Annotated in this window: 14 protein-coding genes; 7 read left to right on the top strand and 7 right to left on the bottom strand. The window is 65.8% G+C overall.

Annotation, left to right across the window (positions count from 1 at the left end):
- Positions 1–27 precede the first annotated feature (27 nt).
- A complete protein-coding gene (locus VK792_RS10490) occupies positions 28–1,014 on the bottom strand; it encodes a class 1 fructose-bisphosphatase (protein ID WP_326297495.1) in 987 nt (328 codons plus the stop codon).
- A 114-nt stretch (positions 1,015–1,128) separates the two neighbouring features.
- Between VK792_RS10490 and VK792_RS10485 the strand changes: the two genes are divergently transcribed.
- Positions 1,129–2,073, top strand: a complete 945-nt coding sequence (locus VK792_RS10485) for a LysR family transcriptional regulator (RefSeq protein ID WP_326297434.1) — start codon at positions 1,129–1,131, stop codon at positions 2,071–2,073.
- Between the two features lie 3 nt (positions 2,074–2,076).
- Here VK792_RS10485 and VK792_RS10480 read toward each other — a convergent pair whose 3' ends face one another.
- Together VK792_RS10480 and VK792_RS10475 are read right to left on the bottom strand one after the other, a co-directional pair.
- On the bottom strand, positions 2,077–3,417 hold the full coding sequence (locus VK792_RS10480; protein WP_326297433.1) for a sensor histidine kinase: 1,341 nt from the start codon (positions 3,415–3,417) through the stop codon (positions 2,077–2,079).
- Between the two features lies 1 nt (position 3,418).
- A complete protein-coding gene (locus VK792_RS10475; RefSeq protein ID WP_326297494.1) occupies positions 3,419–4,090 on the bottom strand; it encodes a response regulator transcription factor in 672 nt (223 codons plus the stop codon).
- 229 nt (positions 4,091–4,319) lie between these two features.
- Between VK792_RS10475 and VK792_RS10470 the strand changes: the two genes are divergently transcribed.
- The 5 genes from VK792_RS10470 to modC all read left to right on the top strand — a co-directional run bounded on the left by VK792_RS10470 (position 4,320) and on the right by modC (position 8,544).
- Positions 4,320–5,468: a trypsin-like peptidase domain-containing protein gene (locus VK792_RS10470; protein WP_326297432.1), complete on the top strand. Its 1,149-nt coding sequence runs from the start codon at positions 4,320–4,322 to the stop codon at positions 5,466–5,468.
- 102 nt (positions 5,469–5,570) lie between these two features.
- Entirely contained in the window at positions 5,571–5,954 is a 384-nt protein-coding gene (locus VK792_RS10465) for a winged helix-turn-helix domain-containing protein (RefSeq protein WP_326297431.1), read from the top strand.
- A gap of 63 nt (positions 5,955–6,017) precedes the next feature.
- Positions 6,018–6,773, top strand: coding sequence for a molybdate ABC transporter substrate-binding protein (modA, locus tag VK792_RS10460; RefSeq protein ID WP_326297430.1), 756 nt, complete (start codon positions 6,018–6,020; stop codon positions 6,771–6,773).
- Positions 6,770–7,465 carry a molybdate ABC transporter permease subunit gene (gene modB, locus VK792_RS10455; RefSeq protein WP_326297429.1) on the top strand — a complete coding sequence of 232 codons (696 nt, stop codon included), beginning with the start codon at positions 6,770–6,772 and terminating at the stop codon, positions 7,463–7,465. Before modA ends, modB begins: the two co-directional genes overlap by 4 nt.
- On the top strand, positions 7,462–8,544 hold the full coding sequence (gene modC, locus VK792_RS10450; protein ID WP_326297428.1) for a molybdenum ABC transporter ATP-binding protein: 1,083 nt from the start codon (positions 7,462–7,464) through the stop codon (positions 8,542–8,544). The genes modB and modC overlap by 4 nt, the downstream gene beginning before the upstream one ends.
- Positions 8,545–8,556: 12 nt before the next feature.
- Here the strand turns inward: modC and VK792_RS10445 are convergent, their stop codons facing one another.
- Positions 8,557–9,405, bottom strand: a complete 849-nt coding sequence (locus VK792_RS10445) for a MurR/RpiR family transcriptional regulator (protein ID WP_326297427.1) — start codon at positions 9,403–9,405, stop codon at positions 8,557–8,559.
- Between the two features lie 98 nt (positions 9,406–9,503).
- Here VK792_RS10445 and VK792_RS10440 point away from each other — a divergent pair, with 98 nt between their 5' ends.
- Positions 9,504–10,829 (top strand): aspartate aminotransferase family protein, encoded by a 1,326-nt coding sequence (locus tag VK792_RS10440; RefSeq protein WP_326297426.1) that lies wholly within the window; start codon positions 9,504–9,506, stop codon positions 10,827–10,829.
- Between the two features lie 138 nt (positions 10,830–10,967).
- Here VK792_RS10440 and VK792_RS10435 read toward each other — a convergent pair whose 3' ends face one another.
- From VK792_RS10435 to fdhF, 3 genes are read right to left on the bottom strand one after another with little or no spacing between them, the layout of a single operon-like run.
- The gene (locus VK792_RS10435) at positions 10,968–11,186 is read right to left on the bottom strand and encodes a formate dehydrogenase subunit delta (RefSeq protein WP_326297425.1); all 219 of its coding nucleotides are present in this window, start codon (positions 11,184–11,186) and stop codon (positions 10,968–10,970) included.
- A complete protein-coding gene (fdhD, locus tag VK792_RS10430) occupies positions 11,176–11,991 on the bottom strand; it encodes a formate dehydrogenase accessory sulfurtransferase FdhD (RefSeq protein ID WP_326297424.1) in 816 nt (271 codons plus the stop codon). Before fdhD ends, VK792_RS10435 begins: the two co-directional genes overlap by 11 nt.
- Positions 11,988–14,885 (bottom strand): formate dehydrogenase subunit alpha, encoded by a 2,898-nt coding sequence (gene fdhF, locus VK792_RS10425; protein WP_326297423.1) that lies wholly within the window; start codon positions 14,883–14,885, stop codon positions 11,988–11,990. Before fdhF ends, fdhD begins: the two co-directional genes overlap by 4 nt.
- Positions 14,886–14,973 lie beyond the last annotated feature (88 nt).

The following is a 14,973-nucleotide window of genomic DNA, read 5'->3' as shown; positions in this document are numbered from 1 at the left end:
AGTGCCGCTGGTCGTTTTTTATCGCTGTCAGACGCGGAACAGGCCGCGGCTGCCGAAAAGCGCAGAGACTTCCTGCTCGGGCAGGTCATGATAGGCTGCGACGCGGTCCACTTTGTCGGCGGTGCCGAAGACAAACGGCGTGCGTGCGTGCAGTTCCGTAACCGACCGGTCAAGGATGCGATCCAGCCCGTTGGTGGCGCGGCCGCCGGCCTGCTCCACCAGCATTGCGATCGGCGCGCATTCATAGATCATGCGAAGACGGCCCTGTTCGTACCCTTTCCGGTCGTCGCCCGGATACAGGAAAATGCCGCCACGGCTGATGATGCGGTGGGTTTCGGCCACCAGCGACGCGACCCAGCGCATGTTGAAATTGCGTTCGCGCGGGCCTTCGGTGCCGGCGATGCAATCGTCGACATAGGCGCGCACCGGTTTTGGCCAGTGACGGTAGTTCGAGGCGTTGATGGCGAATTCGACCGAGTCCTCGCGGATCATCATCCGCTCGTTGACCAGCTTGAACAGACCATCGCGCGGATCAAGGATGAATTCCATCACCCCATCGCCGAAGGTCACCACCAGGGCGGTTTGCGGGCCGTAGATGAAATAGCCGGCTGCGCGCAGGTTCTTGCCCGCGACCAGAAAGGTTTCCTCGCCGCTCTCGGCGGCGGGCGAGATGCCCCAGATCGTGCCGATCGAGACGTTGCAGTCGATGTTGGACGAACCGTCCAGCGGGTCGATCGCCAGGCCCAGGGTGCCGTCGGTGTCGATTTCGACAACCACATCCTGCTCTTCCGAGGCGTACCAGCGGACACCGGTGCCCTGCAGCGCTTCGGCAAAGGCGTCATCGGCAATCACGTCCAGGGCCTTTTGCTGATCGCCGCCGAAGTTGTCGCCAACCGCTTCCGCCAGCTTGGACTCGATACCGCCAAGCGCGATCAGTCGCGCAACGTCCTTGGCCACCTTGCACATGGCGTCGATGGCGGGTGTAAGGTCTTCCGGGCAACGGCCAGCCGGCATGTCGCTTAAGTGGTCCACGCTCAAGGCCTCCTCTCCTTGGGTTTCGTCAGCCTTGATATCGGGAAAAGTGAATTGTAAGGAAATTTAAAAGTTTCGAAGCGGGATTAGAAAATCTTGAAAAGACTAGACACAGTCACCCTCAAACAGTTGCGCGCCCTTCAGGTCGTTTCCGAAACCGGATCGATCTCTGTGGCCGCGTCGAACCTGTCCTTGACCCCGCCCGCGGTTCACAACCAGATCAAGCAACTTGAGACCAGCTTTGGCTGCCGCCTGTTGCGGCGCGATGGTGCCGAAGGCTTTACGCCCAGCCCAGAGGGAGAGGTTCTTTTGCGGGCGCAGCACAAGTTGCGCGCGGCACTGGAAAACGCGGTACATGAGATTGATTCCCTTGGAAAAGGCCTGTCCGGGATCGTTGTTCTGGGGGTCGTCAGCACCGGAAAGTACTTCGCTCCGCGCCTGGTTGCGCTGCTGCGCAGCGCGCTTCCGGATGTCGAGGTGATCCTGAAAATTGGCAATCGTTCCGAGATCTTGGCAGCGCTAACAGCCGGGGAACTACATCTGGCGATCATGGGCCGCCCGCCGCGTCTGCCAGAGGTGCACGCCAACGTCATCGGAGAGCATCCCCACCTCATGGTGGCGCCCCCGGATCACCCCCTGATCGACGGCCCGAGAGAGGTCAAAGACATTCTGTCGCAGACCTTCATCATGCGCGAGAGCGGATCGGGCACCCGGATCCTGACCATGAGGTTCCTTGATGAGCTTGGCCGCGGGCAGGACTTTGCGAGAATCGAGATGGATTCGAACGAAACCATCAAGCAGGCGGTGATCGCCGGGCTGGGGGTCGCCATCCTGTCCGGCCACACGGTCTATGACGAATTGAAAGCCGGCCGCCTCGTGGCGGTGGCGATTCCGGGACTGCCGATCATCCGGCACTGGTTCGTGGTCTATCCCGCCGGGGTAGAACTGACCCAGACCGCCGTTTCGGTTCTGACCTGGCTCAAGAACAACGCGGGCGACCATTTGCCGGATATCGAGGGTTTGCAGTTGCCACAGGCCTGACGCCTAGCCCGGGAACCGCAGGCTGACTCGCAGGCCGGGCGCGTTGTCGGACAAGGTCAGGTCCGCGTCATGAAGCGCCGCCACGGCGGCCACCAGCGACAGGCCCAGCCCGTGACCCGGGGTCGTGCGGCTTTGTTCCAGCCGGTAAAGCCGCCGCAGCACCTTGTCCCGTTCCGCACCCGGAATGCCCGGGCCAGTGTCGGACACGACCAGGACACCACCCGCGCCGCGCGCCCGCACCACCACCGTCAGCGTGCCGCCCGCCGGAGCATGGCGCAGCGCGTTTTCGATCAGGTTGGACAGCGCCTGCCCGACAAGGTTGGCGTCCCCCGTCACCGTCACCGGTCGCTCCGGGACCTCCAGAACGAACCGGTCCCCGCGATCTTCGGCCATCGGCTGGTAAAGCTCGGCGATCGCGCGCGCGGTCTGGGAAAGGTCGAAGGGTTTGAAGTGCTGCGCCTGGCTGCCGCCTTCGATCTGCGCGATCTGCAACAGCGACCGGAAGACCGACACCGCGCGCGCCGCCTCGTCCGAGGCGCGGCTGGCCAATTCGGCCGCGCGACTGTCGTCGGGCAAGTGGGTCTGCAAATCCTCTAGCAAGACGGCAATGCGTTGCAACGGGGTGCGCAGGTCATGCGCGATGTCTGACGACACCTGCCGCAGCGCCTCGGTCGCGGCCTGCTGTTTCTCGGCCATCCGGTTCAGCCCGCGCCCGATGCGGGTCAGGTCATCCTCTTCCCGCGCAACCTCGACCCGGGCGGCCAGATCGCCGCCCGCAATGCGGTTCAGCGTGGCCTCCAGCGCCTCGACCCGCCGCGCGGCGCGGCCCGCGACCAGCGCGGCCAGCCCCAGGGAAATCAGGACCGTCGGCACCAGGCTGAACACCACCAGCCCAAGAAACGTTTCCGCCAACTGCCGCACCGGCTGAAGGCTTTGCGCCACGATCAGCACGCCCCCCGACAACCGCCGCATTTCGTGCATATAGCCCGCCTGTGACAGCGGCTGGCGGGGCGAGGCTTCACTCAGCGTGACCTCGGTGTCGGTGATCCGCACCCGCGCGTTTCCGGCGAACCGCCCGTCATCGCCGACAAAGGCAAAGATCGTGCGTGCCGGATCGGTGGCCCGCGCCCGCGCATCGACCAACGTGGCCAGCGCCCCCGGCGTGGCCGACACGTCGAAACCCGCCAGTTCCCGCGTCAGGTCGGCGCGCAATCCCGCCTGCAAGTCGCTGCGCATCTTCAGAAAGGCGCCGCCCAGCGTCGCCAGCGTGACCACCGCGACCACGGCAATCAGCAGACCGGCCTGACGGATGGGCGTTGACCGCAACAGGCGCGACAACCGCATCTCAGTCCCCGATCCGGTAACCGGCACCCCGCACCGTGGTGATCAGGTCCTTGTCAAAGGGCTTGTCCACCTTCGCGCGCAATCGGCTGATATGGGTTTCGACCACGTTCGTTTGCGGATCGAAATGGATCCCCCAAACCGATTCCAGCAACATCGTGCGGGTCTGCACCCGACCCTTGCGGCGCAACAGGTGTTCAAGCAGGGAAAATTCGCGCGGCAACAGGTCGATCCGTTGGCCCGCCCGTGTCACCGTGCGCGCCAGAAGGTCCATTTCCAGATCGCCCGCCCGCAGCACCGTTTCGGCCTGCTGCAACGGCGGCCTGCGTCCCAGCGCCTGCACCCGCGCGGACAGTTCGCCAAACGAGAACGGTTTCACAAGATAGTCGTCGCCGCCCGCGCGCAACCCTTCGATCCGGTCCTCGACCCCGCCAAGCGAGGTCAAGAAAAGCGCGGGCGTGGCAACATTGGCCGCCCGCAGCGCCTTGAGCAGTGACAGCCCGTCAAGATCGGGCAGCATTCGGTCGATCACCATCACGTCGTAGCCGCCCGCCATCGCCTGCGCCAGCGCATCGCGCCCGTTGTCCAGGCGATCCACCGCTGCGCCTTCCTCGTTGAAGCCGCGGGTGATGAAATCGGCGGTGGTGGGGTCGTCCTCGACGACAAGCAGTTTCAATGACATGGGCCTTGGGTTCCTGCCAGGTGCCCTTTTGATATGAGGGCGGGATGCCCCAAAGATCAACCGCAGCTGACGCGCGGGATCAAGCGCACCTCACCCCGATGTGAGCCAGATTACGTATTTGCAATCTTTCAGCGGTTTTCCTGCAATTCAAGGCCGCCACCTTCGAACGATCCCGGGCAGACAGTCCCGGCCGATCCATTCGACAGATAAAGGAGCACCCGACATGGATACCCTGAAACGCACACCGGCCCGCTTTGTCTCGGCCCTGGCGGTTGCCACGGCGCTGGGGATCGGCGGCATCACCGCGATCGGTCACGGCGCAGGGGGCGCCATGGCCGCCGCCCCGGTCACCGGTGGCTACGTCGATCTGGTCAAACAGGTTTCGCCCGCTGTGGTGATGATCGAAGTCACAAAGCAGGTCCAGGGCGGCAACGTCAGCATGGGCAACATGCCCCAGGGCTTCCCCTTCCAGGACTTCCAGCGCCGGTTCGGCATGCCTTTCCCGGACATGCAGGGCGACGGTCCCGGCGGCATGATCAAGGGTGCCGGGACCGGCTTTATCATCTCGACCGACGGTGAGATCGTCACCAATGCGCATGTTGTCGACGGTGCGGAAACCGTTTCCGTCACCCTGACCGACGGTCGCAGCTTCGATGCCAAGGTGATCGGCGCCGACCCGGCCACCGATGTCGCAGTGCTCAAGATCGACGCAGACAACCTGACGACGGTGGGCTTTGGCGACAGCGACGCGCTGCAAGTGGGGGAAAACGTGGTGGCCGTCGGCAACCCGCTAGGCGTCGGCCAAAGCGTGACCACCGGCATCGTGTCCGCCATCGGGCGCGACCTGAATTCCGGGCCATTCGACAACTTCATCCAGACCGACGCCGCCATCAACAAGGGCAATTCGGGTGGGCCGCTGTTCAATGAACACGGGCAGGTGATCGGCATGAACACCGCGATCATCTCGCCCAATGGTGGCTCGGTGGGCCTTGGCTTCGCGGTGCCGTCTGACATGGTGAAAACCGTGGTCGCCGACCTGACCGACGACGGCACGATCGAACGCGGCTGGCTGGGCGTACAGATCCAGCCGGTCAGTGACGAGGTCGCCGCCGCCCTGGGCATGGACGCCCCCAGCGGCGTGATGATCGCCGGCGTCCAGCCAGATACGCCCGCTGAAAAAGTCGGGCTGAAAAAGGGCGATATCGTTCTGTCGGTCGATACGACCAAGGTCGGCAACCCGCGCGACCTGACCCGCGCCATCGCTGGCGATGCACCGGGCACAACGGTCACTCTGACGTTCCTGCGCGGCGGCAAAGAGATGACGCAAGCCGTCACCCTTGGCAGCAGAGAGGCGCCGTCGGCCAAGGGCTGACCCGCCTCCGGGCTGTGGCCGCCGGGCTTTCCCAAGGGGTCCGGCGGCCATTTTCGTGCCGACCGCTTGCGCGTGCCCATCCGGCGCGCGCATAGTCGCGCCATGACTGACCTTCCCCCCGACACGCGCCTGCGTCTGCGCCTGCATTTCGGCCCTGTTATGCTGGGCCCCGGCAAGGCCGACCTGCTGGAGCAGATCGCCCGGACCGGCTCTATCGCTGCCGCCGGCCGCGCCATGGGCATGAGCTACAAACGCGCCTGGCTGCTGGTCGAGGACATGAACCACGCCTTTGCCGCCCCGCTGGTCGACAGCGCCCGCGGCGGTGCCAAGGGCGGTGGCGCGCAGTTGACCGGGACCGGGCAAACGGTTCTGACGCTTTACCGAAAGATCGAAGACACCGCGGCCGAGGCCGGCGCGGCGGAAATCGACGCCCTGCACGGGATGCTGGCACCCTGCATCGAAAACGATATGTCCAATGGGGAATAACGATTGCAATCGTGGCGTGCTCACGCGATATGTTTCGCCGTACATATCAAGAAGGTCCGCCGCATGATCCTCCGCCCCCTCGCGCTTCTGGTGCTGCTTGCCGCGCCTTTCGCCGCGCAGGCATCCGACGTGACCGTCTTTGCCGCCGCCAGCCTGAAGACCGCGCTGGACGATATCGCCGCGCGGTATCATGCCGAAACCGGCAACACCGCGAACGTATCGCTGGCCGGGTCGTCGGCGCTGGCACGGCAGATCCAGCAAGGTGCCCCGGCGGATGTCTTCATCTCGGCCAACGCGGGCTGGATGGACAGGTTGCAGGCGGATGGGCTGATCGACGCGGACAGCCGGATCGACCTGCTGGCCAACCGCCTTGTGCTGATCGCCCATGACCCCGACGCCCCCCCGGTCGACCTTGCGTCGGGCGACCTGAGCGTGCGGCTAAACGGCGGCAAGCTGGCCATGGCGCTGGTCGACGCGGTCCCCGCCGGCATCTATGGCAAGGCCGCGCTGGAAACGCTGGGACACTGGCAGACGCTGGAGCCGCACGTGGCACAGGCCGACAACGTGCGCGCGGCGCTTGCACTGGTGGCGCTGGGGGCCGCGCCCTATGGCATCGTTTATGCCACCGATGCCAGTGCCGACCCGCGTGTGACCATCGTCGCCACCTTCCCGGCGGACAGCCATCCGCCGATCACCTATCCCGCTGCCACCCTGTCGCGCAGCAAGAACCCGGCCAAGGGCGATTTCCTGTCCTACCTGACCTCAGCCCCCGCCCGCGCCGCGTTCAAGGCGCAGGGCTTTACCGTTCTGGTCGAATGACCGGCTGGCTCGGCCCCGAGGAATGGCAGGCGGTGGCCCTGTCGCTGCGCGTGGCGTTCTGGGCGACGCTTTGCGCGCTGCCGCCGGGGATCTTCGTGGCCTATGCGCTGGCACGCTGGCGGTTTCCGGGGCATGCGCTGCTGAACGGCATCGTGCACCTGCCGCTGATCCTGCCGCCGGTCGTCACCGGCTACCTGCTGCTGATGACGTTTTCGCCGCTGGCCCCGCTGGGCCGGGCCCTGGAACAGGTCGGCGTGGTCTTTGCCTTTCGCTGGACCGGCGCGGCACTGGCCGCCGGGATCATGGCCTTTCCCCTGCTGGTGCGCGCCATTCGCCTGTCGATCGAGGCGGTGGACCCGAAACTGGAACAGGCGGCCGCCACGCTGGGCGCGCCACGGTTCTGGGTCTTTCTGACGATCACCCTGCCCCTGACCCTGCCGGGGATCATCGCGGGGGCAATCCTGGCCTTTGCCAAGGCGATGGGCGAATTCGGCGCGACGATCACTTTCGTGTCGAACATCCCCGGACAGACCCGCACCCTGCCCTCGGCCATCTATGCCTTCCTTCAGGTTCCGGGCGGCGAAGGCGCCGCGCTGCGGCTGGTGCTGGTGTCGGTCGGTGTCGCGCTCTCGGCGCTGCTGGTGTCGGAACTTCTGGCGCGGCGGGTACAGAAACGGGTTGCGGGCCAATGACGCTGTCGCTGCGGATCACACAGGCGTTCGACGATTTCACGCTGGATGCCGACATCACCGCCCCCGACGGGCTGACGGTGCTGTTTGGCCGCTCCGGCTCGGGGAAAAGCACGCTGATCAACGCCGTCGCCGGGCTGATGCGCCCCGACAGCGGGCGCATTGCGATCGGTGATCGCGTGCTGTTCGACAGCGCCCGGGGCATCAACGTGCCGGTGCACAAGCGGCGACTGGGCTATGTCTTTCAGGATTCACGGCTTTTCCCGCACCTGACCGTGGCGCAGAACCTGCGCTTCGGTCAGTGGTTCGCCCCGCGGGGTCAGATCAGGGCACCGCTGGAACCGGTGGCCGAAATGCTGGGCCTGACCCACCTCCTGACCCGCCGCCCCGCGACCCTGTCGGGTGGCGAAAACTCCCGTGTTGCACTTGGCCGCGCGCTGCTGGCGGGGCCCGAACTGATCCTTGCGGACGAGCCGCTGGCGGCGCTGGACGAGGCGCGCAAGGCCGACATCCTGCCCTATTTCGAACGGCTTCGGGACGAAGCCGGGGTGCCGATCCTTTATGTCAGCCATTCCCCGGCAGAGGTGGCCCGCCTGGCCACCACGGTGGTCGCGCTCGACGCTGGCCGCGTCATCCGCATCGGCCAGGCGGCAGAGGTCCTGTCCGATCCCGCCGTGACACCGCTGGGCGCGCGCGCCACCGGGGCGATGCTGGAAGCAACGGTGGTCGCGCACCATGCCGACGGACTGTCGGAACTGGATGCCAAGGGCGTCCGCCTGCTGTTGCCCCGCGTGCCACGCGACATTGGCGTAACGCTGCGGGTCCACGTGGAATCGCAGGATGTGATGTTGGCCACGCAGCGCCCCGAAGGGATTTCGGCGCTGAATATCCTGCCCGCCGAGATCAGGGAAATCCGGATGGGGGCCGGCCCCGGCGCGCTGGTGCAACTATGTGCCGGGCGCAACCTGATCCTGTCTCGGGTCACCCGCCGGTCGGTTCAGGCACTGGGGCTGGAACCCGGCAAGCAGGTCTGGGCCGTGCTCAAGGCCGTGTCCGTTGCCAAGGAAAACGCCGCCGGATAACCCCGCTCACGGTCAGATATAGCCGCCATAGTCGCGAAGCCGCGCCTCGAACGCGGCGGTCCGGTCCGCGGCCGTTTCGCTGCGTGCAGCCATTTCCGCCAGCAGCATTTCCACCGCGACGAAAGCCGCCGCCAGCGAGGGCATCAGTTGTGGCCCCGCCATGGGCAACCGAAGCACCTGCCACGCATCAAGGGCAACAGGGGCCGAAAAGCTGTCGGTCAGCGCCAGCACCCGGGCACCGCGCGACCGCGCCACCTGGCAGGCACGGATCGCTTCCTGCGAATAGTGCGCATAGGTGATGATCACCACGATATCCTCGGGTCCGGTCCGGGACATCTGGTCAAGGATCGCACCGGGCACCGACGGCACCTCGACGAAATTGTCAAAGGCCATGCGCCCGGCGTAGGAAAAGTAATACGCCACACCAAAACAACTGCGCACTCCGACAGAATGGACCCGACGCGCCGAAAGCAACGGATCAACGCAGGATTCCAGCACCGCCATCGTGTCGGGGTGAAACAACGCCTCGAAATTCTCTCGGCTGGCGGCAACAAGATCCGCGCGCAGTTCAGCCCCGGAACGGTTGTGCAGCGCCGCGGCGCGGCTGGAATAGTTCGCCCCGGCCTGCAACTGCGCCTGCACTGCCGCCTTGAACCCCTCGAACCCGTCGAAGCCCAGTTCCCGCGCAAGCCGAATGACGGTGTTGGGATTGCTGCCCGCCTGAACCGCCAGCCCCCGGATCGAGCCGAACGCCACCTGAGGCAGATTGTCCAGCACCCAGGCTGCCAGTTCGCGCAGCTTGGGCGGGCTGTTTTGCGCCAGCCGCGTCAGGCCTTGCCCGATCTTTTCCGCCTCACCCATCATTGCCCCTTGCTTTTTGATGCGACTGATTTATCAAGCGGAACAAATAAGGCAACCGCTTTATTTTCCCGTGACCTCAACCCGGAAGGACCGATGGGATGAGCCATATTTTCGGACGCAGTACCAAGACCCAGCCCCCTGTCGCTGTCGCCGGCGACGGCTGTTACCTGGTCGATGCTTCGGGCAAGCGATACCTTGACGGCTCGGGCGGCGCGGCTGTGTCCTGCCTTGGCCATTCCAACGAACGGGTCCGCGCGGCGCTGCATGCGCAGATGGACACGCTGGCGTTTGCGCACACCGGGTTCTTTACATCCGCCCCGGCGGAGGAACTGGCGGATCGCCTTGTCGCCGCGGCCCCCGAGGGCATCGACCGGGTCTATCTTGTGTCTGGCGGATCCGAGGCTGTGGAGGCGGCGCTGAAACTGGCGCGGCAATATTTCCTGGAAATCGGTCAGCCCGACCGCCACCGCGTCATCGCCCGGCGGCAAAGCTATCACGGCAACACGCTGGGCGCGCTGGCCACCGGCGGCAACGCCTGGCGGCGGGCGCAATTCGCGCCGATGCTGGTGGAAACCACCCATATCAGCCCGTGCTACGAATACCGCGGCCGCGCCGAGGACGAGTCGCCCCTGGCCTATGGCCAACGCGTGGCCGACGAGTTGGAAATCGAGATCCAGCGCCTTGGCCCTGACACCGTGATGGCCTTCGTGGCCGAACCCGTCGTCGGCGCGACACTGGGCGCGGTTCCGGCGGTCGAAGGCTATCTCAAGCGCATCCGCGAAATCTGCGACCGTCACGGCGTGCTGATGATCCTGGACGAGGTCATGTGCGGCATGGGCCGGACCGGACACCTGTTCGCCTGTGCCGAGGACGGCGTCGCCCCCGACATGATCACCATCGCCAAGGGCCTAGGCGCGGGTTACCAGCCGATCGGCGCGCTGATGACCTCAGGCAAGATTTATGACGCGATTGCCGCGGGCTCCGGCTTTTTCCAGCATGGCCATACCTATATGGGACACGCCATGGCGGCCGCTGCGGCCAATGCCGTGCTGACCGAATTCGAGGAACACGACCTGATGGCCCGTGTCCGTCTCCAGGGCGAACTGTTGCAGTCCTGCCTGACCGACGCGCTTGGCCAGCATCCGCATGTCGGCGACATTCGCGGCCGGGGTCTGTTCCGGGGCATCGAGATCGTCGCGGACCGCGACAGCAAGACACATTTCGACCCGGCGCGGAAACTGCACGCCAGGATCAAGGCCGCGGCCTTTGCCGAGGGGCTGATCTGCTACCCTATGGGCGGCACGCTGGACGGGATTGTGGGCGACCACGTGTTGCTGGCCCCGCCCCTCATCATCGAGGACGCGCAGATCGACGAACTGGTGGGCAAATTGTGCACCGCGATCGACACCGCCCTGGCGGACTGAGGGCCCTGATCCGGACGCTCGGCCGCACGCCGCGGCCGTTTGTCGGGCGCGTCCACATGCAACGGGTCACACCATGGGGGGGGCTGCCCCAATCCCCCCGAGGTATTTGGCAAGCAAAAGACGTGGCAGGCCGCAGTTTCAGCCAGCAGGCGCGCGCAGGTGGGACATCGCCTCCTGCACCAGCGGATCAAGACCCGCGCCGCCGGCGGCCACATGGGCAATCAGGTCGCGGCGCATCCGCGGATCCCAGAAATCATTCAGATGATCTGCCACGCGCTGCGCGCGGTCTGCCCCCGGCTGACTGTGGAAGAAGGTGGCGATCTGGTTGGCCATCGAGACCAGCTTGTCAGACGACATGGCGTTCTCCGTCTATGATCCGTTCGGGATGGGCGTACAGGTCGAATCCGCCGCCCCGGGCAAAGGCCGCGACGGTCAGCCCTGCATCCTGAGCCAGCCGCAGGGCCTGTGCAGTGGGCGCAGACACCGCGATCAGCGCGGGGATGCCTGCCATCACGGTTTTCTGTACCATCTCGACCGAAACCCGGCTGGTCAGGACCACCGCGCCGCTGGCCGGGTCGAGGCCGCGGGCATCAAGCGCGCCGATCAGCTTGTCGAGCGCATTGTGGCGGCCGACGTCTTCGCGTGCCAAAACGATGCCTTGCCCCGGTTGCAGAAAGCCCGCGGCATGGGCGGCATGGGTCTGGTCGTGCAGCGGCTGGTGGGCCCGCAGCGCATCGGTGGCATGGGCGACCTCTGACGCGTCAAGGTGAAGCGAGGCGGTCACACAGGGCAGCGGCCGCAAGGCGGCTTCGAGGCTGTCGATTCCGCACAGACCACAGCCCACCGGGCCCAGCAGGGCACGGCGCCGCGCCTTGAGCTGCGCGCCCCGGTCGTCGGCCAGCCACATGCGCGCTTCGATCCCGGCGTCATGTTCGACGATTTCCAGCGTCTCGATCTGATCGACCGTTTCCACGATCCCCTCGCTGCGCGCGAAGCCCCGGGCGAAATCGCACAGATCCGCGGGGCTGGCCATCATCACCGCCTGCGTGGTGCCGTTGAAGACCATGGCCACCGGCACCTCGTCGGGCAGACTGCGCAGCACCGCGCGCCGTCCGTCACGCTGGACCGAAAGCCCGGCCTGGCTGATCGCCGCCTGTCTCATTCGGCCGCCGGAAGGATGCGCCGCGACCGTTCCGCCTGTGCGGCGTAGTCCTCTTGCCAGTCGCTGGGCCCGTTCGACAGGCTGACCTGCACCGCCGTCACCTTGTATTCCGGGCAATTGGTGGCCCAGTCGGAATGGTCGGTGGTGATCACGTTGGCCTGGGTGTCGGGGTGGTGGAAGGTGGTATAGACCACACCGGGGCTGACCCGGTCGGTCAGCTTGGCCATCAGCGTTGTCTCGCCGGACCGTGAGGCAAGCCGGACAAAATCACCATCGTGGATGCCGCGGTTTTCGGCATCATGCGGATGGATTTCCAGCAGGTCGCGTTCGTGCCAGACGGTGTTGTCGGTCCGCCGGGTCTGCGCCCCCACGTTGTACTGCGACAGGATGCGACCAGTGGTCAGCAGCAACGGGAAGCGCGGGCCGGTCTTTTCCTCGGTCGCGACATATTCGGTGACGATGAACCGCCCCTTGCCACGCACGAACCCGTCCACATGCATCAGCGGCGTGCCCTCTGGCGCGCTGTCGTTGCAGGGCCACTGCACGCTGCCCAGCGCCTCGATCTTGTCATAGGTGACGCCCGCGAAACTGGGCGTGGTCGCGGCGATTTCCGCCATGATCTGCGACGGGTGGGTATAGGACCAGCCCGCCCCCATCGCGTTAGCCAGCATCTGCGTCACTTCCCAGTCGGCATAGCCGTTGCGTGGCGCCATCACGCGGCGGACCATGTTGATCCGGCGTTCGGCATTGGTGAAGGTGCCGTCCTTTTCCAGAAAGGTCGAGCCCGGGAGGAAGACATGGGCATAGTTCGCGGTCTCGTTCAGGAACAGGTCATGCACGATGACGCATTCCATCGCGGCCAGGCCTGCGGCCACGTGGCGGGTGTCGGGGTCGGACTGCAGGATATCCTCGCCCTGGCAATACAGCCCCTTGAAACTGCCATCGACCGCCGCATCCAGCATGTTGGTGATTCTCAGCCCCGGCTCGGGGTCGATCGACACCCCCCAGGCCTGCTCAAAGATCGCCCGCACCTCGGGGCCCTTGACGTGGCGATAGCCCGGCAGTTCATGCGGGAACGATCCCATGTCGCAGGACCCCTGCACGTTGTTCTGACCACGCAGCGGGTTCACCCCCACGCCTTCGCGGCCGACGTTCCCGGTCAGCATCGCCAGGTTGGCGATCGCCATCACGGTGGTCGAGCCCTGGCTGTGTTCCGTCACCCCCAGGCCATAGTAGATCGAGCCGTTGCCGCCAGAGGCAAAAGTGCGCGCCGCGGCCCGCAACTCTGCCGCCGGAACACTGGTCAGCGCCTCGACCGCCTCGGGGGAATGGCGCGGGTTGCTGACGAACTCGGCATAGGCCAGGAACTCGTCCCAATCGCAGCGCTCGCGGATGAAGGCCTCATCCATCAGGCCTTCGCTCACGATGACATGGGCCAGCGCGGTCACCACGGCAACATTGGTGCCCGGTCGCAGCGCCAGGTGATGCGCGGCCTGGATATGGTTCGATTTCACCAGGTCGATGCGGCGCGGGTCGACGACGATCAGCTTGGCCCCCTGCCGCAGCCGCTTTTTCAGCCGCGAACCGAAGACCGGATGCGCGTCGGTCGGGTTGGCACCGATCACGATCACCACGTCGGTCTTCTCGACACTGTCGAAATCCTGCGTGCCGGCACTGGTGCCAAAGGTCTGGCCAAGCCCGTAGCCGGTCGGCGAATGGCAGACCCGGGCGCAGGTGTCGGTGTTGTTGTTGCCAAAGACGGCGCGCGCCAGCTTCTGCACCAGGAAGGTTTCCTCGTTGGTGCAGCGGCTCGACGTGATCACGCCAATCGACTTCCGTCCATATTTCTCCTGCAAGCCGCGCATCTTTTGCGCGGCAAACCCCATCGCCTCGCCCCAGCTGACCTCGCGCCAGGGCTCGTCGATCGTGTCGCGGATCATCGGGTTCAGGATGCGCTCGCGGTGGGTGGCATAGCCCCAGGCGAACCGCCCCTTGACGCAGCTATGGCCCCGGTTGGCCTTGCCGTTCTTCCACGGCACCATCCGGACCAGCGCATCGCCCTGCATTTCGGCCTTGAACGAACAGCCGACCCCGCAATAGGCGCAGGTGGTCACCACCGACCGGTCCGGCACACCCCTCTCGATCACGGTCTTTTCCTGCAGGGTCGCGGTCGGGCAAGCCTGCACGCAGGCGCCGCAGCTGACACAATCGGACGACAGGAAATCGTCCACGCCGCTGCCGGCGGACACGCGGCTGTCAAATCCGCGCCCGGCGATGGTCAGCGCAAAGGTACCCTGCACCTCCTCGCAGGCCCGCACGCAGCGCGAACAGACGATGCATTTGCTCGGGTCATAGGTGAAATAGGGGTTGCTCTCGTCCTTTGGCGCCCACTGGGGATTGGCCGCGCCCGAGGTGTTGCGCAACTCGAAATGATTGGCCAGCGCGGCGTTGTCCGGCGCGGTATAGCGCACATCGCGCAACCCCACGACACCGGCCATGTCCTGCAATTCGCAATCGCCGTTGGCGGCACAGGTCAGGCAATCCAGCGGATGATCGCTGATATACAGCTCCATCACTCCGCGCCGCAGACGGCGCAGCTTGTCCGATTGCGTGCGCACCACCATTCCCGGCGCCACCGGCGTGGTACACGACGCAGGCGTGCCACGCCGCCCCTCGATCTCCACCACGCAGAGCCGGCACGACCCGAAAGCGTCCAGCATGTCGGTCGCGCACAGTTTCGGCACCGAAATTCCCGCCGCCGCCGCCGCGCGCATCACCGATGTCCCCTCGGGCACGGTCACCGCGACCCCGTCCACGATCAGCGACACCGGCGCCCCTGTCCGGGCGGGCGTCCCCATGTCCTTGTCATCCCAGGGAATGATGAAATCTTTCATGGCCCAACCCTTCTCACATCATCTTGCCGGAAATATCCCGGGGGGTACGGGGGGCTGGCCCCCCGCATCGGTCGCCGCCGCAGGCGGC

The sequence above is a fragment of the Mesobacterium hydrothermale genome (genome assembly GCF_035818635.1).
GTDB lineage: Bacteria > Pseudomonadota > Alphaproteobacteria > Rhodobacterales > Rhodobacteraceae > Mesobacterium_A > Mesobacterium_A hydrothermale.
Note: the sequence above shows the minus strand (reverse complement) of the source record. Positions and strands in the feature narration are given on the sequence as shown.

Bases quoted from the DNA above. Each gene is read 5' to 3' on its own strand.
- modA (WP_326297430.1), top strand. From the start codon at position 6,018: ATGATCCTCCGCCCCCTCGCGCTTCTGGTGCTGCTTGCCGCGCCTTTC.
- VK792_RS10470 (WP_326297432.1), top strand. From the start codon at position 4,320: ATGGATACCCTGAAACGCACACCGGCCCGCTTTGTCTCGGCCCTGGCG.
- VK792_RS10440 (WP_326297426.1), top strand. From the start codon at position 9,504: ATGAGCCATATTTTCGGACGCAGTACCAAGACCCAGCCCCCTGTCGCT.
- VK792_RS10435 (WP_326297425.1), bottom strand. From the start codon at position 11,186: ATGTCGTCTGACAAGCTGGTCTCGATGGCCAACCAGATCGCCACCTTC.
- fdhD (WP_326297424.1), bottom strand. From the start codon at position 11,991: ATGAGACAGGCGGCGATCAGCCAGGCCGGGCTTTCGGTCCAGCGTGAC.
- modC (WP_326297428.1), top strand. From the start codon at position 7,462: ATGACGCTGTCGCTGCGGATCACACAGGCGTTCGACGATTTCACGCTG.
- VK792_RS10490 (WP_326297495.1), bottom strand. From the start codon at position 1,014: ATGCCGGCTGGCCGTTGCCCGGAAGACCTTACACCCGCCATCGACGCC.
- fdhF (WP_326297423.1), bottom strand. From the start codon at position 14,885: ATGAAAGATTTCATCATTCCCTGGGATGACAAGGACATGGGGACGCCC.
- VK792_RS10445 (WP_326297427.1), bottom strand. From the start codon at position 9,405: ATGGGTGAGGCGGAAAAGATCGGGCAAGGCCTGACGCGGCTGGCGCAA.
- modB (WP_326297429.1), top strand. From the start codon at position 6,770: ATGACCGGCTGGCTCGGCCCCGAGGAATGGCAGGCGGTGGCCCTGTCG.
- VK792_RS10480 (WP_326297433.1), bottom strand. From the start codon at position 3,417: ATGCGGTTGTCGCGCCTGTTGCGGTCAACGCCCATCCGTCAGGCCGGT.
- VK792_RS10465 (WP_326297431.1), top strand. From the start codon at position 5,571: ATGACTGACCTTCCCCCCGACACGCGCCTGCGTCTGCGCCTGCATTTC.